18 protein-coding genes are annotated in these 21,797 nt (G+C 66.5%); 12 read left to right on the top strand and 6 right to left on the bottom strand.

Translation table 11 applies throughout. The features are described 5' to 3' along the window. The first annotated feature begins 204 nt into the window (after positions 1 to 204). Positions 205 to 1,491, top strand: coding sequence for a dicarboxylate/amino acid:cation symporter (locus DQ353_RS04605; protein WP_113761626.1), 1,287 nt, complete (start codon positions 205 to 207; stop codon positions 1,489 to 1,491). Positions 1,492 to 1,699: 208 nt separating this feature from the next. On the opposite strand, the gene DQ353_RS04600 is transcribed toward DQ353_RS04605, so the two are convergent. Beyond that, positions 1,700 to 3,349 carry a PucR family transcriptional regulator gene (locus tag DQ353_RS04600; RefSeq protein WP_113761625.1) on the bottom strand — a complete coding sequence of 550 codons (1,650 nt, stop codon included), beginning with the start codon at positions 3,347 to 3,349 and terminating at the stop codon, positions 1,700 to 1,702. A gap of 115 nt (positions 3,350 to 3,464) precedes the next feature. Here DQ353_RS04600 and DQ353_RS04595 point away from each other — a divergent pair, with 115 nt between their 5' ends. The 5 genes from DQ353_RS04595 to DQ353_RS04575 all read left to right on the top strand — a co-directional run bounded on the left by DQ353_RS04595 (position 3,465) and on the right by DQ353_RS04575 (position 8,236). After that, the gene (locus DQ353_RS04595) at positions 3,465 to 4,958 is read left to right on the top strand and encodes a CoA-acylating methylmalonate-semialdehyde dehydrogenase (protein ID WP_113761624.1); all 1,494 of its coding nucleotides are present in this window, start codon (positions 3,465 to 3,467) and stop codon (positions 4,956 to 4,958) included. A gap of 35 nt (positions 4,959 to 4,993) precedes the next feature. Further along, complete coding sequence (locus tag DQ353_RS04590; protein ID WP_113761623.1) at positions 4,994 to 6,364, top strand: aspartate aminotransferase family protein; 1,371 nt, start codon at positions 4,994 to 4,996, stop codon at positions 6,362 to 6,364. Positions 6,365 to 6,528: 164 nt separating this feature from the next. After that, on the top strand, positions 6,529 to 6,945 hold the full coding sequence (locus tag DQ353_RS04585) for a hypothetical protein (protein WP_146755200.1): 417 nt from the start codon (positions 6,529 to 6,531) through the stop codon (positions 6,943 to 6,945). 97 nt (positions 6,946 to 7,042) lie between these two features. Beyond that, a complete protein-coding gene (locus tag DQ353_RS04580) occupies positions 7,043 to 7,519 on the top strand; it encodes a hypothetical protein (protein WP_146755199.1) in 477 nt (158 codons plus the stop codon). Between the two features lie 123 nt (positions 7,520 to 7,642). Continuing rightward, positions 7,643 to 8,236: a hypothetical protein gene (locus tag DQ353_RS04575; RefSeq protein WP_113761620.1), complete on the top strand. Its 594-nt coding sequence runs from the start codon at positions 7,643 to 7,645 to the stop codon at positions 8,234 to 8,236. A gap of 111 nt (positions 8,237 to 8,347) precedes the next feature. On the opposite strand, the gene DQ353_RS04570 is transcribed toward DQ353_RS04575, so the two are convergent. The 4 genes from DQ353_RS04570 to DQ353_RS04555 form a co-directional block, all read right to left on the bottom strand. Next, a complete protein-coding gene (locus tag DQ353_RS04570) occupies positions 8,348 to 9,784 on the bottom strand; it encodes an aldehyde dehydrogenase family protein (protein ID WP_113761619.1) in 1,437 nt (478 codons plus the stop codon). Between the two features lie 75 nt (positions 9,785 to 9,859). Then, positions 9,860 to 11,362: an APC family permease gene (locus tag DQ353_RS04565; protein ID WP_113761618.1), complete on the bottom strand. Its 1,503-nt coding sequence runs from the start codon at positions 11,360 to 11,362 to the stop codon at positions 9,860 to 9,862. A 134-nt stretch (positions 11,363 to 11,496) separates the two neighbouring features. Then, complete coding sequence (locus DQ353_RS04560) at positions 11,497 to 12,426, bottom strand: AraC-like ligand-binding domain-containing protein (protein ID WP_113761819.1); 930 nt, start codon at positions 12,424 to 12,426, stop codon at positions 11,497 to 11,499. Positions 12,427 to 12,578: 152 nt separating this feature from the next. Beyond that, positions 12,579 to 13,172, bottom strand: coding sequence for a TetR/AcrR family transcriptional regulator (locus DQ353_RS04555; protein WP_113761617.1), 594 nt, complete (start codon positions 13,170 to 13,172; stop codon positions 12,579 to 12,581). 174 nt (positions 13,173 to 13,346) lie between these two features. On the opposite strand from DQ353_RS04555, the gene DQ353_RS04550 reads away from it, so the two are divergent. Continuing rightward, on the top strand, positions 13,347 to 15,263 hold the full coding sequence (locus tag DQ353_RS04550; protein ID WP_113761616.1) for a primary-amine oxidase: 1,917 nt from the start codon (positions 13,347 to 13,349) through the stop codon (positions 15,261 to 15,263). 10 nt (positions 15,264 to 15,273) lie between these two features. Beyond that, on the top strand, positions 15,274 to 15,765 hold the full coding sequence (locus DQ353_RS04545) for a hypothetical protein (RefSeq protein WP_146755198.1): 492 nt from the start codon (positions 15,274 to 15,276) through the stop codon (positions 15,763 to 15,765). Positions 15,766 to 15,839: 74 nt separating this feature from the next. On the opposite strand, the gene DQ353_RS04540 is transcribed toward DQ353_RS04545, so the two are convergent. Beyond that, positions 15,840 to 16,526, bottom strand: coding sequence for a TetR/AcrR family transcriptional regulator C-terminal domain-containing protein (locus DQ353_RS04540; RefSeq protein WP_113761614.1), 687 nt, complete (start codon positions 16,524 to 16,526; stop codon positions 15,840 to 15,842). Positions 16,527 to 16,665: 139 nt separating this feature from the next. Between DQ353_RS04540 and DQ353_RS04535 the strand changes: the two genes are divergently transcribed. The 4 genes from DQ353_RS04535 (at position 16,666) to DQ353_RS04520 (ending at position 21,758) form a co-directional block, all read left to right on the top strand. After that, entirely contained in the window at positions 16,666 to 18,333 is a 1,668-nt protein-coding gene (locus tag DQ353_RS04535; protein WP_113761613.1) for an amidohydrolase, read from the top strand. A gap of 82 nt (positions 18,334 to 18,415) precedes the next feature. Continuing rightward, complete coding sequence (locus tag DQ353_RS04530) at positions 18,416 to 19,882, top strand: NAD(P)/FAD-dependent oxidoreductase (RefSeq protein ID WP_113761612.1); 1,467 nt, start codon at positions 18,416 to 18,418, stop codon at positions 19,880 to 19,882. Then, positions 19,879 to 20,277, top strand: coding sequence for a cupin domain-containing protein (locus tag DQ353_RS04525; protein ID WP_220093969.1), 399 nt, complete (start codon positions 19,879 to 19,881; stop codon positions 20,275 to 20,277). The genes DQ353_RS04530 and DQ353_RS04525 overlap by 4 nt, the downstream gene beginning before the upstream one ends. Further along, entirely contained in the window at positions 20,274 to 21,758 is a 1,485-nt protein-coding gene (locus tag DQ353_RS04520; RefSeq protein WP_113761611.1) for a gamma-aminobutyraldehyde dehydrogenase, read from the top strand. Before DQ353_RS04525 ends, DQ353_RS04520 begins: the two co-directional genes overlap by 4 nt. Positions 21,759 to 21,797: the final 39 nt, after the last annotated feature.

The following is a 21,797-nucleotide window of genomic DNA, read 5'->3' as shown; positions in this document are numbered from 1 at the left end:
TTCCCCGGCAAAGGCCTCCGCGGGAGCCCCGCGCCGTAGCCCACTGCAGGCGGACACCGCGGGGCCCGCCTCCGTGGGAGGGACGGGCATGGCCCGTGGATTTCGAGTAATGGCCCGCACCGCCTACGATTACTGAGGCGTGACCTGCGCCACCACCATGTTTCGCATACCCGCGGCACTCGTTTCCGTCACCTTGAGGACCCCATGAATTTCCTGAAATCGATCCCCCTGCTCGGCTGGATTGTCATAGCCATCGTCCTGGGCATCCTGACCGGCCCGATCATGCCCGAGTGGCTCGGCGGGGCGTTCCTGACCTACAACTCGGTCTTCTCCGGGTTCCTCGGCTTCATCGTGCCGCTGATCATCCTGGGCCTGGTCATGCCGGCCATCGCCGAGCTGGGCAAGGGTGCCGGAAAGTGGCTTGGCGCCACCGCGGCCATTGCCTACGGATCGACCATCTTCGCCGGGCTGCTCGCGTACTTCGTGAGCCGCTGGCTGTTCACTTCCTCGCTGTCCGGCGGCGGGCTGGAGGAACTGGGCGACGAATCGGGTTCCGGTTTCGAACCGTACCTCACGGTGGTTGGCAGCGCCGGTGATTCGGCCACGGAGATCGTGCTTCCCCCGGTCATCGGCGTGATGAGTGCACTGGTGCTCGCCTTCGTGATCGGTGTGGGCCTGACCGCGTTCCACTCCAAGGTGCTCTTCCGCGGCGCGGTCGAATTCCGCACCATCATCGAGTCGGTTATCCGCCGCATCATCGTTCCGGCGCTGCCGCTGTTCATCTTCGGGATCTTCATGGATCTCTCGGCCAGCGGCTCGGCGGTCACCATTGTCACCAAGTTCCTGCTCGTTGCCGTGGTTTCGTTCGCGCTGTGCCTTGTCGTGTTGCTCATCCAGTACTCGGTGGCGGGTGCCATGTCGGGCCAGAACCCGCTGAAGGCGTTGTGGAACATGCGCGATGCCTACTTCACGGCCCTGGGCACCTCCTCCTCGGCAGCCACCATCCCGGTGACCCTCGAATCGACCAAGAAGAACGGCGTCTCCAACTCGGTGGCCGGCTTCGTGGTGCCGCTGTGCGCCACCATCCACCTCTCCGGTTCGATGGTCAAGATCACCTGCTTCTCCATCGCGGTGCTGCTGCTCACCGGCGGGGACGTCTCCTTCGGCGCGTACCTGCCCTTCATCCTGATGCTCGGCGTCATGATGATCGCCGCCCCGGGCGTTCCCGGCGGCGCGATCGCCGCGGCCGCGGGCCTGCTGGCACAGATGCTCGGCTTCGGAGAGGTCGAGGTCGGCCTCATGTTCGCCGCTTACATCGCGCTGGACAGCTTCGGCACGGCCACCAACGTGACCGGCGATGGCGCCATCGCGCTGATCATGAACAAGCTCACCCGCGGCCACCTGGGCACGCAGGCGCAGGACCCGACGGACGAAAACGTCGAGGCCGCCGAGGGCAGCAAGGTCGAAGAGCACGCCCTGCCGAGCAACTAGGACCCACCCGGCCGGCGTCCTCCAACGACGCCGGCCAAAGGCATCCCCGCTGTAGGTGATGCGAAGAAGGCCGCCCGGGCCGCCGCGCAAGTCGCGGCCCGGGCGGCCTCGCTCGTTCCACAAGGAAGGGACCACTCCGATCTTTTTCCCGCCACACCACCCGGGCGGAACGGGAGAACGCACCCGGCGGTGGTCCGTGGCGGGCAGGCTACTTCGCGCCCAGGCCGAGCCAGAGCAGTGCCACGTGCAGGGAGGTGCGTGACTCGGCATCATCCAGGCCGACCCCGAGCTTGTGCTCGAGCTTCTCCAGCCGCGCATAGAGCGCCGGCCGGCTCAGGAACCCGGTGCGGGCCAGCGCCGACTTGTTTCCACCGTGCTTCAGGTACAGGCCGAGCAGCTCGAGCGCGGGCTCGTCGCGCGGGTCGAGGATCCCGGCCAGCTCGGCCTCGGCGAAGGATTTGAGCCGCACGTCCTCGCGCATCAATGCCAGCAAGCCACGCAGGCGCACGTCGGCGAAGCGGTAGAAGGGCCTGGCCCGGGCGTCGAAGGTCGCCACCGTCTCGGCGACCTGGATTGCTTCCTCCAGCCCGTGCGCGGCCTCCTTCACGCTGCGACGCCCCCGGCCCACGCCCACCGACCAGTCAACGGCGGGCTGGCTGTGGGCCAGTTGCCGGCAGAGCCGCTCCAGCAGCGGTTCCTCGAGCTGCTTGGCCCCGACGCCCAGCACCATGCCGACCTGCCCGCTTTGCAGGCTGGCGGCCAGCGCGGTGGACCTGGTGGCATCCACCACGGCGTTGAGGGCATCGAGCAGGGCACGCTCGCGCAACTGCACTCCGGTGGGCGTCTGCCCGCGCCGGTCATCGAGCCGGAACACCACCGGGACGTAGTGCGGGGACTCGACCAGCCCCAGCGCCTGCGCCCGGATCAGCACCTGCTCGGCGTCCAGGGCGTGGGGCTGGCGCAATTCGTGCAGCAGCCCGGCCCGGGCCTGGTGCAGCAATTCCTTTTGGTCCCGCCCGGCCAGCCGGGCGATGGACAGGGTCTGCCCGGCGCGTTCGAGCACCATGGCCGCGTCCGAGTCGTTGCCCGGTTCCCCGGGGACCACCAGCCGGCCCCAGCGTTGGCCTTGGATCCCCACCGGTGTCTGCAGCCAGTTTTCCTCCCCCGTGCCGCGTCCGGTGGATTCCAGGTAGCCGACCCGGCGCGAACGCTCGGGCCAGTGCGCCAGCAACCCGGCATCCGGCTGCGGCCCGGGGTCGAAGCCCAAAACCAGGTGGGCGACATCCTCCAGGACGACGGGGGCGCCGATGAGTTCCGCCGCGCGCGCCACGATCCCCTCCTCGGTGGCGTTTTGCAGGCTCAGTGCCGTGAAGACCTCGTGGATCATCCGCGAGCGTTCCAGGGCGGCAAGCTGGTCCGAGACCAGCATCCGGTGCACCACCTCGGTGATCTCAACGAACCTGACCCTCCGGTGCAGCAGCACCACCGGGAAGTCGTTGCGGGCTGCCACCTGGCGCAAGGCCTCGATGGCCGGGGAACGTTCCACGGCCGGCGAGGCAACCAGTTCGACGACGATCCCCGCGGCCCCTGCTCGGCGCACCTGCTCCAGGAAATCGGCGACCCCGCTGCCGGTCTCCCCGAAGGTCATGCCGGTGGTCAGCACCAGTTCCCCTCCGGAAAGCAGGTCCGCCAGCTGGGGGGTCTCTGCCACGTGCACCCAGCGCACCGGGCTCTGAAGCAATGCGGAGCCACCCAAGACCTCCGGCTCCCCCGCGGCAACCGCAGGCAACTCGAGGATCCGGGCGATGCTCAGCGTCCCGGCCACGGCCGGCTGCGGGCGGGTGTTCAAGGGACTCATGAACAGAGTGTATTGCCTTTGCGTCAAGAGGTTACATGTTGCCGGTGTTGCCGGTGCGTCCCGGACGACACAATGGAGGCAACAGAACCCCCGTCTTGAAAGGACACCCACCTCCGTGGAAACCCTCGCACACTGGTCCAACGGCACCACCCTCGAAGCCCCCGCCGACTCCCGCCACGCAGACGTCATGAATCCCGCCACCGGCGAGGTCTCCTCCCGCGTGGCCCTGGCCAGTGCCGACACCACCGCCGAGGTCATCGCCGCGGCCCACGCCGCGTTCCCGGCCTGGCGCGACACCTCGCTGACCCGCCGCGCCAACATCCTGTTCAACTACCGCGAGCTGCTGAACAAGCGCAAGGGCGAACTGGCCGCAATCATCACCGCCGAGCACGGCAAGGTCCTGGACGACGCCATGGGCGAGATCTCCCGCGGCCAGGAAGTCGTCGAATACGCCTGCGGCATCCCGCATCTGGTCAAGGGCGGCTACACGGAGAACGCCTCCACCAAGATCGATGTCCACTCGATCCGCCAGCCGCTGGGCGTGACGGCCATCATCTCCCCCTTCAACTTCCCGGCCATGGTCCCGATGTGGTTCTTCCCCATCGCCATCGCCGCCGGCAACACCGTGGTGCTCAAGCCCAGCGAGAAGGACCCGACCGCCGCCATCTGGATGGCCGAACTCTGGAAGGAAGCAGGACTTCCGGACGGCGTCTTCAACGTGGTCAACGGCGACAAGGAATCGGTCGATGTCCTGCTGACCGACCCGCGGGTCTCCTCGGTTTCCTTCGTGGGATCCACCCCGATCGCCCAGTACGTCTACGCCACCGGCACCGCACACGGCAAGCGCGTCCAGGCCCTGGGCGGGGCCAAGAACCACATGCTGGTCCTCCCGGATGCGGACCTCGATCTGGCAGCCGACGCGGCAGTGAACGCCGGATTCGGCGCCGCCGGCGAGCGCTGCATGGCCATCTCCGCGATCGTCGCCATCGATTCGATCGCCGACGAGCTCGTCGCCAAGATCGCCGAGCGCACCCAGACCCTGCGCGTGGGCGACGGAACCCGCGGCTGCGACATGGGCCCGCTGGTCACCGCCGCACACCGCGACAAGGTCGCCGGCTACATCGACGCCGGCGAAGCGGCGGGCGCCACGATGGTGCTCGACGGCCGCTTGGTCAACCCGGATGCCGACGGTGCGGGCTTCTTCCTGAACCCGACGCTCTTCGACAACGTCACCACCGACATGTCCATCTACACCGACGAAATCTTCGGCCCGGTGCTTTCCGTGCTCCGCGTCGAATCCTTCGACGAGGGCATCGAGACCATCAACGCCAACCCGTACGGCAACGGCACCGCAATCTTCACCAACGACGGCGGCGCCGCCCGCCGCTTCGAGAACGAGATCCAGGTCGGCATGGTCGGCATCAACGTGCCCATCCCGGTGCCGATGGCCTACTACTCCTTCGGCGGCTGGAAGAACTCGCTCTTCGGCGACACCCACGCCTACGGTGCCGAGGGCATCAACTTCTTCACGCGCGGCAAGGTCGTCACCTCCCGCTGGCTCGACCCGAGCCACGGCGGCCTGAACCTCGGCTTCCCGCAGAACGCCTAAGCATCCAGCCCAGAATCCAGAAAGGGACTACTCCCATGAGCACTTCCGTGAACACCGAGATCACCGCGGAGCAGATTGCCGCCGGCAAGGTGGCCCACGACCTGGACCGCAAGCATGTCTTCCATTCCTGGCAGGCCCAGGGCCCCTTCGATCCGATGACCATCATCAAGACCGAGGGCTCCTGGATCTGGGACGGGGAGGGCAACAAGCTCCTTGACCTCTCCTCCCAGCTGGTCAACACCAACATCGGCCACCAGCATCCCAAGGTCGTCGCGGCCATCCAGGCGCAGGCGGCGGACATCTGCACCATTGCACCGCAATACGTCAACGACGCCCGCTCCGAGGCCGCCCGCCTGATCGCGGAGCTGACCCCGGGGGACCTGAACAGGATCTTCTTCACCAACGGCGGGGCGGACGCCAACGAGCATGCCATCCGCATGGCCCGCGTGCACACCGGCAGGCACAAGGTCCTCTCGGCGTACCGCAGCTACCACGGCGGCACGCACCTGGCGGTAAACATCACCGGCGACCCGCGCCGCGTGGCCTCGGACAACGCCACCGACGGGGTCGTGCACTTCTTCCCGGCCTACCCGTACCGCTCCTACTTCAACTCCACCACCCAGGCCGAAGAGACCCAGCGCGCGCTGCGCCACCTGGAAGACACCATCGTCCTGGAGGGCCCAAGCAACATCGCTGCGTTGATCCTCGAATCGATCCCGGGCAGCTGCGGCATCTACGTGCCGCCGGCCGGCTACATGGAAGGCGTGCGCGAACTGACCCGCAGGTACGGCATCGTCTTCATCGCCGACGAGGTCATGGCCGGCTTCGGCCGCGCCGGCAAGTGGTTCGCGATCAATCACTGGGACGTGACCCCGGACCTGCTCACCTTCGCAAAGGGCGTGAACTCCGGTTACGTTCCGCTGGGCGGGGTGGCCATCAGTGACGCGATCTTCGAGACCTTCCGCGACCGCGTCTACCCGGGCGGCCTGACCTACTCCGGCCACCCGCTGGCCTCAGCCGCCGTCGTGGCAACCATCAACGCCATGAAGGAGGAGGCGATGGTGGAAAACGCCGCACGCCTGGGCGCCGACATCATCGGCCCCGCCTTGGAAGAGCTCAAGGCCAAGCACCCCTCGGTGGGCGATGTGCGCGGCACCGGCTGCTTCTGGGCCGTCGAGCTGGTCACCAACCGCGAAACCCGTGAACCCATGGCACCCTACGGCGGGTCCTCCCCGGCCATGGCAGCTGTGACAGCTGCGCTGAAGTCCGGCGGCGTGCTGCCGTTCGTGAACTTCAACCGCGTCCATGTGGTTCCGCCGCTGAACATCCCGGATGAGGACCTGCGTGCAGGTCTTGCGGTTTTGGACGAGGCACTCACGGTCGCCGACGGATTCGTCGACGCCTGAGCACTGAGCAGAACCAAACAGCAGAATCCGCAAAGGCCGGATGCGCAAGAAACTCATTTTCTTCGCATCCGGCCTTTGCCGCATTGGTGAATCAGCGTCAAGACCCCCGTAAAGCACCGCCCACCTGCTTAGATTGGGCCATGCGAATAGTTTCGAGGCATGCAATGACAGTTACCTTCTGCATAACCGGCTTGGCCCTGACCGGATGTTCCGCCGCGCAAGATCCACCGGTCCACGGCCTGGACCAACAATGGTTTGATGCGGTCTTTGACGATGGCAAGACCGATATCAACCAGTTCCCACGGGGCGGAGGAATTCTGGGAACTGCCTACACGGCCAACGAGATCCCCGCTGGCTGGTATTCGGTGGACCTTGCCTGCAATGGCAAGAAGGAAGCAACTTTCACCATCTCCCAGGAAGATTCAGCCTTGGGTGAAGGAACGATCCCATGCGGCGTTTCGGGGTTCACAACAACGACCATGGAATTGCCGGCCGGATCAGTCTCCGCCACTGCCGTGGGCGGCGATCCAAGCACCATGTGGCAGGTACGGTTCCGCCCAAGCATCGAGCCCAGTGCCTAGCTCCCCTGGTTTAGGCTGGTTGACCAGTCACACCACGACTCGGTAATACGCCTAAAGGTCGATGCGGCACGCGCAAATGCCTTGTTGGTCTGGTGGTATGTACCAGCCAGTGGATTTCGCCACCCCGCAGATCCACCTCGCCGTGGCCGGAATCATCGCCGTGTTTGCCATACCCATGGGCATCCACGCACTGGTTCGCTGGCGCAAGTTCCGCAAGGACCCGGCCCAGCAGCAGACCTACGCGCGGCGCAGGGATGTGGGCATCGAATCCGGTGTTGCCGCCCTCGGGATCATCGCTGCCTTGGTGTTCACCGGAATGTTCGGCAGCGGGTGGAAGCAATCCGAAAGGAATCTCGTGGCCAACATCGAAACCCGCTACGTCGCGTCCGACGTGGTGATGACCAGTTGGAACGGCTCCGCTGCCCTGGCCGACCTGGTGGACGCCAACGGCGTTGCGGCCACGGGGATCGAGGTGTCCTTCGACGCCGCGGGTGCACCGGTCCTGCGCGATGCGGCGTTCGCGCTGGATCCGAAGCATGCCGAGGAACACGCCCTGGACCTGCGCCAGGGCTGAGAGAATCGGTACCTTGGTCCATTCAGGGGGTTGGGCCTCTCCACCCCAGGGCCTAGCCGGATGCCCGAAACCTGCGCCCGGACTCCGATGCGCGGCAGCCCTTCGGCTTCATAGGCTCAAGGCATGACACAGACAGCGCCATCCCGTCCCTCAACGTCCGCACGCCCCAAGGCCATCTTCCTGGCCTCCGCTGCCGCCCTGGCGGCCTTGGCGCTCACAGGGTGCAGCGCCCTGGGCATCGAGTCCAAGTACGACAAGAGCGCCGGCCATGAATTCGCCACCGGGGCCGCGGGCAAGGAAAAGAAGGTCGTTCCCTCATGGGTTCCCGATGAGGCGACGAACCTCAAGGAGGTTGTGCGCACCACGGGCAACGAACGCATCCTGCGCATGGAGTTCGGCGGGGCGCTGCCGGCAAGCTGCACGGCGATCGCCGAAACGGGCAAGCCCAGCCCGGCCGAGCTGTCGGCGGGGCTGGACACCGAGGATCCGGCAGCCGCCCAGGAGATCGCCGAACGCGTGGAATCCCAGTACCAGACGCCGTTGCTGGCCGCGGACTGGTGGCCCACCGGTCAGGAGGGAAAGTCCACGCATCTGTGCGGGAAGTGGTGGGTCTCCCAGGAGGCCGGGCACCTCACCGCCTACACGCCGGAGCTCAAGGGCATCGCCGAAAACGTGATCGCCGAGCAGGCCAAGGCCCAGCGCGCCAAGGTCGATTAGCCACCGGCAAACGCCGCCTCGATCGTAGTGGTGCGCGCGCAAGAGGGGTCGGGGAATAGTGCTCCCGCCAGCTGAAGCGCCTACCTGCCCCGACCCCTTCGGTGGACCGAGCTAGCCGTTGATCACCTGCGGCTGGCCCAGGGCCTTGAGCCCGTCAACGCCGAATTCCACCCCGTAGCCCGAGGACTTGGCACCGCCGAACGGAATCCGCGGATCCACCCCGCCGTGGCTGTTGATCCACACGGTGCCGGCCTGCAGCCGTGCCGCAACCTCGCGCGCCGCATCGCGGTCCGCGGACCACACCGAGGCACCCAACCCTACGTCCAGGGAGTTGGCCAACCGGACCGCCTGCTCGATCGAATCGACCTTGACGATCGGCAGGACCGGGCCGAACTGTTCCTGGACCACCAGCGCGTTGTCGGTGGCGATGTCGGCGATCAGCGTGCTCGGGTAGAAGTAACCCGGCTGCTCTGTCCTCGGGTCGGCACCGATCAGCACGCGGGCACCGGAGTCGGTGGCCTTGCGGACCAGGGAATCGACGATGTCGTACTGGGCCTTGTTCTGCAGCGGGCCAAGCACGTTGTTCTCGTCCAGTCCCACGCCCATCGGCATGTTCTTGGCGACCTCGGTCAACGCCGCGCAGACCTCTTCGTAGATGTCCTTGTGCACATAGAGCCGCTTGAGCGCGGCGCAGGTCTGGCCCGTGTTGATGAACGCTCCCCAGAACAGGTCCTCGGCGATTTTTCCCGGGTCCACATCGGGCAGCACGATGCCCGCGTCGTTGCCGCCCAGCTCCAGGGTCAGGCGCTTCACGGTGTCCGCGGAGGACCGGATGATGGCCTTGCCCGTGGCCGTCGAGCCGGTGAACATGATCTTGTCGATGTCCTTGTGGGTGCTCAGCAGCTGGCCCACGTCGCGGCCGCCGGCGACGACATGCAGGACGCCCTCGGGCAGCACCTGGTTGATGACGTGGACCAGTGCCAGCACGCTCAACGGGGTGTATTCGCTGGGCTTCATCACCACGGTGTTGCCCATGCGCAGGGCCGGGGCCAGCTGCCAGACCGAGATCATCATCGGCCAGTTCCACGGACCGATCGCACCGACGACGCCGAAGGGGCGGTAGTGCATCTCGGCGTAGGTGGTTCCGTCGTCCACGATGACCTCTGCCTCAAGGTCGAAGGCGGCGGCGGCGCGCAGCCACGCCACGGAGCCGCCGACCTCGAAGCGGGCGTTCGGCCCGTTCAGCGGCTTGCCTTGTTCGCGCGAGAGCAGGTGCGCCAGCGCCTCGGCGTTTGACTCGATGGCGTCGGCAGCCTGGTTCATGAGGGCGCGGCGCGCGGTGTGGCCCAGCGCGTCCCATGCCGGCTGCGCCTCATGGGCGATGGCGATGGCCGCCTCGAGGTCCGCAATTTCGTGTTCCGGGGCGCGGCCCACCAGTTCGCCGGTGGCGGGGTCGAGGATTTCGCGGCCCCCGCTGGCCGGCTGGATGGCGGCAAGCAGTTCGTCCGCGGTGGCGTAGGTGGCGACGGTGTTGGTTTCGATGCTCATGGATCGTTCCCTTTTCTTGTCTCTTGGATTGCCGGAAGTCTGGCTTGTGGAAGTGGTCGTTGAAGGGTTTTCGGTTCAGCGCTGCGTTGTCACGCCTGCTTCGGTTTCGACTTCGGCCAGGTCGCCGCCGTGCCCAACGCCCGCGTAGATCGCCGGTTGGGTGGAGCGCAACCTGAACGCCCAGAGCAGGCCGAGGACGCCCGGAACCACCACGAGTGCCGGAAGCAGCCAACCCAGGACGCTGGCGCCATCCAGGCCGATCAGCACGTCGAAGTTCGCCACGATCGCCCCGAAGAGCACAACGAGCGCGATCCCGGCGCTCAGCGGCGCCACCTGGGTGGTCCACTTGCCCAGCCCGTGCGGTTCGCTGCGGAAGTAGCCGATCACCGCGAAGCTGGTCAGTGCCATGAGCATGACCAGCCCGAAGGCACCGGTGTTGGTGAGCCACGTGAACAGCGTGAACACCGGGAACATGATGTCCGCTCCCGCTCCGGCGATGGCGAAGACCACCAGGACCAGCAGCGCAAGCACCGACTGGGTCAGCGACCCGACCACGGGGGCGTGGGTGCGCGGGCTGGTCTTGGCCATGGCCGCGGGCAGCACGCCCTCGCGGCCCAACGAGAAGAGGTAGCGGGCCACCACGTTGTGGAAGGCAACCAACGCAGCGAGCAGGCTGGTGATGAAGAGCATGTTCCCGAGGGTGACGAACCACCCCGGGGTGTGGGCGGCGAGGAAGCCGAAGACCAGACCCGGACCGGCGGCCGAATTTTCGATGACCGCGCTGTGCCCCTCGCCTACGGCCATGGCCCACGCGGAGAGGGCGTAGAAGACGGCGATGATGCCGATTGCGATCAACGTGGCCCGCCGCGGGGTGTTCTTGGGGTCCTTGACCTCCTCGCCGTAGATGGCACCTGATTCGAAGCCCATGAACGCGGCGATGCTGAAGGCCAAGGCAGCTCCCGCACCGGCGGTGAACAGGCTTGCGGATTCCAGCGACTCGGTGGAGATGCCTTCGGGAGCGATCTTGAAGGCCAGCACGTCATAGACGATGACGATGAGGAATTCGCAGGCCACCACGATGCCCAGCACCTTGGCGGAGAGGTCGACCTTGTTCACGCCCAGGAGGCCCACAACTGCCCATCCGGCCAGGGCGCACACCCACCACGGGATTGAAAGCCCGAACGTGGTGGCGAGGAAATCGGCGAGCGCGAACCCGAACATCCCGTAAATGCCGATCTGCATCGCGTTGTAGCTGACCAGCGCCACCCACGCGGCACCGATGCCGGCGGGCTTGCCCAAGCCGCGGGCCACGTAGGCGTAGAACGCGCCGGCGTTGCTCACGTGCTGGCTCATGGCCGTGTACCCCACGGCGAAGACCAGCAGGACGATGCCGAGCACGATGAACGAGAGCGGGATGCCCAGGACGCCGGTGACCGCATAGTTGCTGGTGACTCCCCCGGCGACCACCGTCAGTGGTGCCGAGGCGGCGATGATCATGAAGACCAGCGCGGGCACCCCGAGGGTGCGTTTACCGAGGCCAGGGGCCGCGGCTATGTGTGAATCGGTGGATGCTGCCATGGGAAGTTCCTCCTTGAAGCGTCGTTCCTACCAGCTTGCCCGCCGTCCCGTGCTTGGCGCTTGGCTTTGCGTGTGCACAGGTTGGCAAACCGTGCAGGGTTGCCGCTGCGCGCCACCCGGGTGGCCTCGCGAGACTAGCTTTGGGCCCTGAATGCCGAAGGGGAATTGCCATACGCGGCGCGGAAGACCCTGCTGAAATGCGCTGCATCAGGCAAGCCCCAGCGCGCCCCGACGGCTCCCACAGGCACATGGTGCTGTATGGGATCACTCAAATCACGCCTGCACTGCTCCAACCTTCGGGTACGGATCCATTCGGCGACGGTGTGGCCCGACTCGGCGAAAATCTTGTGCAGGCTGCGCAACGACACGTATTGGGCTTCCGCAATGGATCCCGGGCACAGCTCGGGATCGGAGAGGTGTTCATCGATGTATGCCTGTATCGAACGGATCTGGCGGTGGTGCCCATCGACGGCCGATCCGTCATGTTCGTGAAGTTCGGCCGCGAGCAATGTGCTCAACAAGTCCACGGCATTGGTCGCCAGTCGATGACCGACGGGGCCCTGCATGTGCGGCAATAGGCCCGCCAGTTGCCCCAGGAAGGGCGTGATGGCCCGGCCCAAGGGATGCTCCGTTCCGATGGTCGTGGCTGTCATCTCCCGGACTTGGGTCGCGGGCAGCCCCAGCTGCTGCTGGGGAAACATGAGGACAAGGGTCTTGAATTCCTCCTCAAACAACAAGGTGTAGGGGCGTTGGGTATCGTAGATCGCCAATTCTCCGGGCCGAAGCAAGGTTTCCCGCCCGTCCTGCAGCAGGATTCCATGCCCGCTGATCTGCAAGTTGAGCTTGAATTGGGGTTGGTCACCGGCTGCCAGCAAGTTCTCAGTGCGGCGCACCACGTGGGCCGTGGCCTCAACCTCCATCACACCCACGGAACCGAATTGGCTGCCGGCAATGCTGCCGGCAAAGGATCCTGCCCGCACCGGTTCGGAATGCAATGGTACAAAGGCACTGGAGACCAGCGCTTTCCAAGCTCCGAAGGAATCAACGTGTTGCACTTGGTACATGAGCGAGAGACCTTTCCCCAATTTCGGCGGCGTCCCTCGGCACGAGCTGTTCCATGAGAGGTGAACGGCGTCACATTCAAGTCAATGTACGCGCAAAGAAACCCAAAGTCACGTTTTTTCTCTGAATGTAGGTTTTAAATCCGGATGCCCACTCAGGCCGCCTTCAACAACCCGAGGTGCTGGTCCAACTGGGCGCACAGTTGTACCGGATCGTTGAAACCCCGGTCCAACACCGCCACCACTTGGGCTCCCAACAGGAAGGTCAGCAGCGATTCCGCTGCAATCTCATCGAGAACATCCCCGCGCAGCAAGCCTTCGCTTCGCGCCTGCTCGATCCATCCCCTGATCCAGTTGCGCCACTGGAGCATGGCTTCATCGTTGAGAGCAGCGAATTCGGAGTCATGGATGGCAATCTGCCAGAAGGGGATCACGACTTTGGCTTCATCGAGCCGATTCCCGTCCAGGGGCAAGACCTCCATGGCGAAGGCGCGCAGGGCCGCCAAGCCGGCCAGCCCCCGAACGGAGACCTCGATCCGGGCATTGGTGCGGCCAAAGACGTGGGTGAATGTCGCCCGAATCAGGCTCGCCCTCGTGGGAAAATACGGCTTCAACGCCCCGTTGGCAAACCCGGCCTCGGCAGCAACATCGCGCAATGTCACCCCGTCAAAGCCGCGGTGGGCAATGACCCTCCAGGTAACCTCGACCAACTCGAGACGACGTGCATCATGATCAACAATCTTTGGCATGCCTCCCATCCTACGGATCACCCGGCAGTCCAGGGTGCCGCGCCCCGCATCCGCCGCAACCCCTTGCCACGGGTGTGAAACATGGCTATTCTCTACAGCTAGAGAATAAAAACGTGGTGCATATCACCGGCACCCCAGGCCTTTTCTCCCCGAATCCATTGAAAGGGCAACGCCATGACCCTCAGCAACGCCATCGACCAACACACCGTCCTCGGCGCCTATGCGCTTGCCACCGAAGAGGAATTCGCGACGGTGCGCACCGTACTCGCCGAGAATGGCCACTTCCCGGACTCCGCCCGCGTGGCCTACTTGGGGCTCGAGGATCCCCGACGCGACACCAAGGATGTCGATCGCCGCTTCCGCGCCTTCATCCTCGACGTCGCCGGCGCCGCGCCCAAGGACGTTGTGGTCTCCGTGACCCACGCCAAGGTGGAAAGCGCCATCGAGCTGGACACCGCCACCAGCGGTGAGCTGCCGGTGCTGGAGGAGGAGTTCGAAGTCGTCGAGCAGCTGCTCGCGCGGGACCCCCGTTGGCTCGAGGCCCTGGCCAAGCGAAACCTCGACGTGGAGAAGGTGCGCGTCGCCCCGCTGTCGGCCGGCGTGTTCGAGTACCCGGAGGAATCCGGCCGCCGCATCCTGCGCGGACTGGCATTCGTGCAGGACCACCCCGAGGACTCGGCCTGGGCCCACCCCGTCGACGGATTGGTCGGCTACGTGGACGTGGGAAACCGAAGCGTGGATCAGGTCATCGACCTGGGAGTCGTCCCGATCCCGACCGAGCACGGCAACTACACCGACCCGGAACTCACCGGAGAGCTGCGCACCACGCAGAAGCCGATCTCCATCACCCAGCCCGAGGGCCCCAGCTTCACCGTCACCGGCGGCAACCACGTCGAATGGGAAAAATGGAGCCTGGACGTGGGCTTCGACGTGCGCGAGGGCCTGGTGCTGCACAACATTTCCTTCGAAGACAAGGGTGCCCCACGCCGCATTCTGAACCGCGCCTCCATCGCCGAAATGGTCGTCCCCTACGGCGACCCGTCCCCGGTGCGCAGCTGGCAGAACTACTTCGACACCGGCGAATACCTGGTTGGCCAGTTCGCGAACTCGCTCGAGCTGGGCTGCGACTGCCTGGGCGAAATCCACTACATCTCCCCCGTGGTCTCCAATGCCCGCGGCGAGGCCCGCACCATCCGCAACGGCATCTGCATGCACGAGGAGGACTACTCGATCCTGGCCAAGCACTCGGATCTATGGAGCGGCATCAACTACACCCGACGCAACCGCCGCCTGGTCATTTCCTTCTTCACCACCATCGGCAACTACGACTACGGCTTCTACTGGTACCTCTACCTTGATGGCACCATCGAGTTCGAGGCCAAGGCCACGGGCATCGTGTTCACCAGCGCCCTGCCCGACGGGGCAACCCCGTACGCCTCCGAGCTGGCACCGGGACTCGGCGCCCCCTACCACCAGCACCTCTTCGGGGCACGGCTGGACTTCGCCCTCGACGGAGGCCCGGGCCGCGTCGAGGAGGAGGACGTGGTTCGGGTCCCGACAGGTCCGGAGAACCTGCGGGGCAATGCGTTCTCGCGCAAGCGCACGGTCTTCACCCGCGAGTCCGAGGCGATCCGCGACGCCGACAATTCCAAGGGCCGCACCTGGGTCGTCTCCAACCCGGAATCGAAAAACCGCCTGGGCCACCCGGTGGGCTACAAGCTGCACCCGCAGGGCAACCCCATCCTGCTGGCCGACGAGGGATCCTCGATCCATCGCCGCGCCACCTTTGCCTCCAAGTCGCTGTGGGTCACCCAGGCCACCGAGGGCCAGCGCTACCCGACCGGCGACTTCGTGAACCAGCATGCCGGTGGCGCGGGGCTTCCAGAATGGGTCAAGGCCGACCGCAACATCGACGGCGAGGACATCGTCCTGTGGCACACCTTCGGACTCACGCACTTCCCGCGCCCGGAGGACTGGCCCATCATGCCGGTGGACACCGTGGGCTTCAAGCTGCGCCCCGAGGGCTTCTTCGACCGTTCGCCGGTGCTCGATGTCCCGGCACCGGCCGCCGGCAAGTCCTGCCACTCCTAGTCGGCATGCCATGACCACGAATCCAGCCGCCACCTTCCGGCCCGCACCGCGGATCGCGGCGACAGTGCAACCTGGCATCCGTGGTGCCCCGGGACCGCAGCTCTTTGCGCGGGTCGTTGCCGCCCTGGCGGTGGGCATGGGCATGGGGCACGTGTTGGTCGTGGCTGCGTTCCCCCACGGGGTGTGGATGGGATCCATCCTGGGTGCCATGGTGTTGCTGTGCCTCAAGTGCGCGCACCGGGCCTGGAACAATCCGGCTGCCCTTCTCGAGCTTTTGGCAATGTCCGCGCTCATGGCACTGGCGCACACCTTCATGGCACTGGGCATCCACGAGCACCGGCACGGTGGCCAAGACGCGGTCGCTGCCGCCGGTGCAGGTGCAGGTGCCGCCGCGATGCTCGGCATCGCAGCGGGCGAGCTGGTGCTGGTCATGCTTTGCGGGATCGGCATGCGAATGGCACTCCCACGCGGCGCCCCGGGCGGCGAAAGGCGGCACCGGTAGGGCAGCGGCGGGTTCACCTCCACGGAAAGCGGGGCTCCGGGGATGTTTCCCCGGAGCCCCGCCGCTGTTTCCGCTCAGGCGTCCAACCGCGCGGCGATCCCGCCCAGCAATAGGTCCAGCGCGAACCGGTAGTTCTCCTCGTCCTGGACCCGGGCCATGACCTCCACCGAGTCGGTCGCCAGCGGATACTTCCCCTCGGGCACGCGGGCGTAGCTGCGCACCCAGGCCTCGTCGTCCTGCGCGGATTTTTCACCCAACAGCAGCAGGCCGGCACTGAAACCGGTCCAGGCCAGCACGAAGTCCCCGCATGCCCGGTACACCAGTGCCGCCTCCTGCCGCCCGAATCCCGCCTGCCGCAGCGCCGCGAGCATCGCCTCGATGAATTCTCGTTCGCCCTCCTGGCGCGTCACACGCAATGCGGCAAGCGTGGCGACCTGGGGGTAGTGCAGGAAGCCCGCCCGGATCCGCAGCATCAAGTCCCGCACCGAGTCCTCCCAGCCCGCGCCCGGGCCATAGCCGTCCATGCCCATGGCGATCACCCGGTCGGCGAGCGCCAGCAGCAGCTCGTCCTTGTCGGCGAAGTGGCGGTAGAGCGCCGTGGGATCGGACCCGAGCTCCCTGCCGATCTTCCGGAAGGAGAGCGCATCGGGTTCGGTCCCGGCCGCAAGCTTCAGGCAGGCCTCGAGGATGACCTCGCGTCCGAGTCCCTGGGCCCGGCGGCGCGGGGCAGGTACCTGGTTCACCGGCTTGTCGTTATCCATCGGCGGGTGTCGCTCCCTCTTGTTTCGCACTAAAGTCAACAGTGTTGACTTTAGGCCATGGGTGAGATTTTATGAAGTGGGACACTTCCTTCAAGGGTCGCAGGCAACTCCTGCGAACCTCCGCACCGAAAGGGCATCCGTGAGCGAGACCTGGCTATTCCACTCGGGCACCATCTTCGATGGCCACAACGTCTTGGCCGCCGGCAGCGCGCTCGCCGTGCGCAACGGCAGGGTCCTGGCCGTGGGCCCCGAGGCACAGGTCCGCCGGGCACTTCCGGCCCCGAAGAACGAGGTTTCCCTGGCCGGCCGTGCACTGACTCCCGGCTTCACCGACGCCCACGTCCATGCCCTGATGGGCGGCGTGGAATCCCTGGCCTGTGATCTCACCGGTGCCGACGGCCCGGACGAAACCCTGGCAGCCATCGCCTCCTTTGCCGCCACCCACCCCGGCGGCTGGCTCACCGGCGGCGGCTGGACCATGAGCGACTTCCCCGGCGGCACCCCCACCGCCGAATTGCTGGACCCCCTCACCGGCGCGACTCCCACCTACCTGATCAATCGCGACCACCATGGCGCCTGGGTCAATTCCGCGGCCCTTGAACGGGCCGGGATCACCGCGGAAACTGCAGACCCGGCCGACGGTCGCATCGAGCGAGACCCGCAGGGAATCCCCACCGGGACCCTGCACGAGGGCGCCATGGACCTGGTCAACGCGCTGATCCCCGCCCCCGAGGCAGCGACACTGCGCGCGGGTCTGCTGGCCGGCCAGCGGTACCTGCACTCCTTCGGGATCACCGGATGGCAGGAAGCGATCCTGGGCAACTACGCCGGATACGGCGATGCCTCCGGGATCTACCGCGAGCTGCAGGACCAGGGCCTGCTCACCGGTCAGGCGGCCGGCGCGCTCTGGGTTCCCCGCGAGACCACCCTCGCCTCCGTTCCCAGCCTGGTCAAGGATTTCCTGGCTCGCCGAAAGGAAAACGCCGCCGCCGGATTCCGCACCACCACCGCGAAGATCATGGTCGACGGGGTCGCGGAGAACCGGACTGCCGCCATGCTCGATCCCTACCTGCGCTCCTGCGATTGCGCCCCCGGCTCCCCGGGCGACACCGGGCTGCGCTACCTCTCCGCCGAGGTGCTCACGGCAGTGGCCGTGGCGCTGGACGCCGCCGGGTTCGACCTGCACCTGCACGTCATCGGCGACGGGGCCGCTCGGATGGGCCTGGACGCACTCGAGGCTGCCCGCGCGGCCAACGGCACCACCGGCGGACGCCACCACTTCGCCCACCTGCAGGTCATCCACCCCGACGACGTCCCCCGATTCGGGTCCCTGGGCCTGAGCATCAATGCCCAGGCACTCTGGGCCTGCAACGATGAACAAATGGTGGAGCTGACCAACCCCATCCTGGGCGAGGTGCGCACCGGATGGCAGTACCCCTTCCGTTCGCTGATCGACGCCGGGGCGCACCTGGTCATGGGATCGGATTGGCCGGTCTCCACTCCCGACCCGTTCGCGGCCATCCATGTCGCGGTCAACCGCACCGACCCCGACCACCCGGAGGTCGCGCCGCTGGTTGAAGACCAGGCCATCACGGTGCTGGAGGCCATGCGCGGCTACACGGCCGGCAGCGCCTGGGTGAACCGGGACCATGCCGGCGGAAACCTTCGCCCCGGGGCCCGGGCCGACCTGGTGCTGCTGGATGCCGATCCGTTCTCCATCCCGTCCCGCGACCTGCACCGGGTGGGGGTGGAACTCACCCTGGCCTCCGGGCACGCGGTCTTTACCCGTGCCACCGCAGGCGTCTAGGGCCACCGGTTCCCTTCCAGGTCTCCCCCGCACGCATTTTCTGCACGAACCCACGTTCACTTCATTCATGCAAGGAACCTCCATGAGCAGCATTCCTGCCACCTCCAACGGCATCCCCGTATCCTTTGACCGCATCGAGGCGGCCATTCCCGGGTCCACCATCGACGCGGCCCTGTCCGGCACCGACTACTCCCCCTACTGGCTGCAGCACCCCGACCGCCCGGCCCCGCTTCCGGCGTTGGAAGGCAGCATGTCCACCGACCTGCTGGTCGTCGGCGGCGGCTACTCCGGGCTGTGGACCGCGCTGCTGGCCAAGGAATCGGACCCGTCCCGCGATGTCACCCTGATCGAATCCGAGACCATCGGCTGGGCCGCCTCCGGGCGCAACGGAGGGTTCTGCGAGGCATCGCTGGTGCACGGGGAATCCAACGGCGAAAAGCACCTGCCCAAGGAAAACAAGCGGCTCACCGAGCTCGGTGCCGAAAACCTCGCCGGCATCGTGGAAACCATCCGGAAGTACAACATCGACTGCGACCTGGCTCCAACCGGCGTGCTGAACGTCGCCACCGAAAAATACCAGGTGTCCTGGCTCAAGGAGGAAGCAGCGGCCAACCCCGAGGTGCCCTTCATGGATGCCGACGAGGTGAGGAGCCACATCAACTCGCCGATCTTCGAGGGCGGAAACTGGGAAAAGCACACCACCGTGCTGGTGCACCCGGCCAAGCTTGCCTGGGGCCTGCGCCGGGTCGCCCTGGAGCTGGGCGTGAAGATCTTCGAGCACACCAAGGGCGAGGAGCTTTCTTCCGCCCCCGACTCGATCAGGGTGCGCACCGGAGCGGGGCACATCACCGCCGCCAGGGTCGCCCTGGCCACCAATGTGTTCCCCTCGCTGCTCAAGCGCCACCGGATGCACACCATCCCGGTGTACGACTACGCCTTGATGACCGAGCCGCTGACCGCCGAACAGCGTGCGGCCATCGGCTGGAAAGACGGCATGGGCCTGGCCGACATGAACAACCGCTTCCATTACTCCCGCCCCACGGTGGATGCGAACGGCGGCTGGCGCATCCTCTTTGGCGGCTACGACGCCGTCTACCACTACGGGCGGGTCGTCAAGCACCAATACGACACCCACCACGAGACCTTCCGGAAGCTCGCCGCGCACTTCGTGGGCACCTTCCCGCAGCTGGAGGGCATCAAGTTCTCCCACGCCTGGGGCGGTGCCATCGACACCTGCAGCCGCTTCTTCGCCTTCTTCGACACCTCGCACAACGGACGGGTCGCCTATTGCGCCGGGTACACCGGTCTGGGCGTGGGCGCCACGCGCTTCGGGGCACGGGTCATGCTCGATCTGCTCTCGGGCTCCAAGACCGAACTGACCGAACTGGAAATGGTGAAGAAGAAGCCGCTGCCCTTCCCCCCGGAACCGGTGGCCTGGATGGGCGTCAAGTTGATGACCAACGGGCTGGTCAAGGCCGACCGGAACGAGGGCAAGCGCGGCCCGTTCCTCAAGGTCATGGACGGCCTCGGAATGGGGTTCGACTCGTGAGCATCCCCGACTTCCCGCACCTGTTGGGCGGCCATGCATTGCGCGTGAACCGCGTGCCCATGGACCACGAACCGGTGGCGCCCGGGCAGGCGGCCGACGAAACCACCACCACCGCGGTGGTGGAACTCGGCACCTTGGCCGGGGCCGAATTCGGGATCTGGGAGATGGCCGCCGGATCCATGTACGACGTGGAGGACGAGGAAATCTTCGTCGTCACCGCCGGGCACGGCACCGTGGTCATTGCCCCCTTCGAGGGCCACCCCGCCCGCACCGCCGACCTGGTGCCCGGAACCATCATGCGCCTGAGTGCAGGAATGCAGACCACCTGGACCGTCACCACGCCGCTTCGCAAGATCTACTTCACCCCCACGGACACCACCGGGAGCAATCCATGAGCACCACCAGCCAGGGCAACCAGTACATCAACGGCTCCTACCGTGTTGGTTCCGGCCCCACCGCCGAGCGCATCAACCCCGCCACCGGGGCGGTCGATTCGGTCATCGACTATGCAGGCACCCGGGATGTCGAGGACGCGGTGGCAGCGGCCGCAGCCGCCTTCACCTCCTGGTCGAGGCTGACCCCCGGTGCCCGTTCCGGCTTCCTGCTGGCATTCGCCACCGAGCTGGCTTCCCGCGCCGGGCAACTCGCCGCCCTGGAAACCGCCCAGACAGGCAAGTCCATGCGGATGTCCACCGAGTTCGACGTGCCCGGCACCCTCGACAACGTGAACTTCTTTGCCGGGGCCGCACGGAACCTGCAGGGGGCGGCGGCCGGGGACTACGCCGGGAACTCCACCTCGATGATCCGCCGCGAGGCCATCGGCGTGATCGGCTCCATCGCCCCGTGGAACTACCCGCTGCAGATGGCAGCGTGGAAGATCCTCCCGGCGATCGCGGCGGGCAACACCATCGTGCTCAAGCCCAGCGAGCTGACCCCGGCGACCTCGCTCATCTTCGCCGAGGCAGCCACCGCCGCCGGCATCCCCGACGGGGTCATCAACATCGTCACGGGCTCCGGACGCGAGGTCGGCGAGGCCCTGGTCCGCCACCCGCAGGTGGCCATGAGTTCCTTCACCGGTTCCACGGCCGTGGGCCGGCGGGTCATGGAAATGGCCGCGGAGACCGGCAAGCGCGTGCACCTGGAACTTGGCGGCAAGGCGCCGCTGGTCGTCTTTGCCGACGCCGACGTCGAGGCCGCAGCCCACGGCGCGGTGGCCGGTTCCACCATCAACTCCGGACAGGACTGCACCGCCGCGACCCGCGCCTATGTGCATTCCTCGCTGTTCGAGAAGTTCACCGCGCGGGTGGCCGAACTCATGGACTCGATGGTCGTGGGCGATCCCACCGAACCGGACACCGACATGGGCTCGCTGATCTCCTTCGCCCACCGCGACAAGGTCGCCTCCATGGTCGAGCGGGCCAGGCAATCCGGTGCCAGCGTGCTGGCCGGCGGGCTGGCCCCGGAGCTGCCCGGGGCGTTCTACCGCCCGACGCTCATCACCGGTGCCGCGCAGGATTCCGAGATCGTCCAGGACGAGATCTTCGGCCCCGTGCTGGTAGTCCTTCCCTTCGAGACCGCCGAGCAGGGCATCGCCTTGGCCAACGACACCCCCTACGGGCTGGCCGCCTCGGCCTGGACCAGCAACGTGAACCTGGCCATGCGCGCCGCCGCCCAGATCCAGGCCGGCTGCGTGTGGATCAACGAGCACATCCCGATCGTCTCGGAAATGCCGCACGGCGGGTACAAGGCCTCGGGCTTCGGCAAGGACATGGGTTCCTACTCCTTCGAGGAATACACCAACGTCAAGCACGTGCTGATCTCCCACGACACCGACGTGCACAAGGCCTGGCAGGACACCGTCTTCAAGCAGCGGTAGGTCCCGGCACGCCGGCGGGCGGTTGCCGTAGTGTCGGGG

Source organism: Arthrobacter sp. AQ5-05, from assembly GCF_003287975.1.
Lineage (GTDB): Bacteria > Actinomycetota > Actinomycetes > Actinomycetales > Micrococcaceae > Paeniglutamicibacter.
This window is presented reverse-complemented; position numbering and strand designations above follow the sequence as displayed.

What these genes read in the sequence shown, in the direction of transcription:
- DQ353_RS04565 (WP_113761618.1), bottom strand. Translation starts at nt 11,362, where the DNA reads ATGGCAGCATCCACCGATTCACACATAGCCGCGGCCCCTGGCCTCGGT.
- DQ353_RS04605 (WP_113761626.1), top strand. Translation starts at nt 205, where the DNA reads ATGAATTTCCTGAAATCGATCCCCCTGCTCGGCTGGATTGTCATAGCC.
- DQ353_RS04540 (WP_113761614.1), bottom strand. Translation starts at nt 16,526, where the DNA reads ATGGATAACGACAAGCCGGTGAACCAGGTACCTGCCCCGCGCCGCCGG.
- DQ353_RS04580 (WP_146755199.1), top strand. Translation starts at nt 7,043, where the DNA reads ATGTACCAGCCAGTGGATTTCGCCACCCCGCAGATCCACCTCGCCGTG.
- DQ353_RS04570 (WP_113761619.1), bottom strand. Translation starts at nt 9,784, where the DNA reads ATGAGCATCGAAACCAACACCGTCGCCACCTACGCCACCGCGGACGAA.
- DQ353_RS04585 (WP_146755200.1), top strand. Translation starts at nt 6,529, where the DNA reads ATGACAGTTACCTTCTGCATAACCGGCTTGGCCCTGACCGGATGTTCC.
- DQ353_RS04555 (WP_113761617.1), bottom strand. Translation starts at nt 13,172, where the DNA reads ATGCCAAAGATTGTTGATCATGATGCACGTCGTCTCGAGTTGGTCGAG.
- DQ353_RS04600 (WP_113761625.1), bottom strand. Translation starts at nt 3,349, where the DNA reads ATGAGTCCCTTGAACACCCGCCCGCAGCCGGCCGTGGCCGGGACGCTG.
- DQ353_RS04560 (WP_113761819.1), bottom strand. Translation starts at nt 12,426, where the DNA reads ATGTACCAAGTGCAACACGTTGATTCCTTCGGAGCTTGGAAAGCGCTG.
- DQ353_RS04545 (WP_146755198.1), top strand. Translation starts at nt 15,274, where the DNA reads ATGACCACGAATCCAGCCGCCACCTTCCGGCCCGCACCGCGGATCGCG.
- DQ353_RS04530 (WP_113761612.1), top strand. Translation starts at nt 18,416, where the DNA reads ATGAGCAGCATTCCTGCCACCTCCAACGGCATCCCCGTATCCTTTGAC.
- DQ353_RS04590 (WP_113761623.1), top strand. Translation starts at nt 4,994, where the DNA reads ATGAGCACTTCCGTGAACACCGAGATCACCGCGGAGCAGATTGCCGCC.
- DQ353_RS04520 (WP_113761611.1), top strand. Translation starts at nt 20,274, where the DNA reads ATGAGCACCACCAGCCAGGGCAACCAGTACATCAACGGCTCCTACCGT.
- DQ353_RS04575 (WP_113761620.1), top strand. Translation starts at nt 7,643, where the DNA reads ATGACACAGACAGCGCCATCCCGTCCCTCAACGTCCGCACGCCCCAAG.
- DQ353_RS04550 (WP_113761616.1), top strand. Translation starts at nt 13,347, where the DNA reads ATGACCCTCAGCAACGCCATCGACCAACACACCGTCCTCGGCGCCTAT.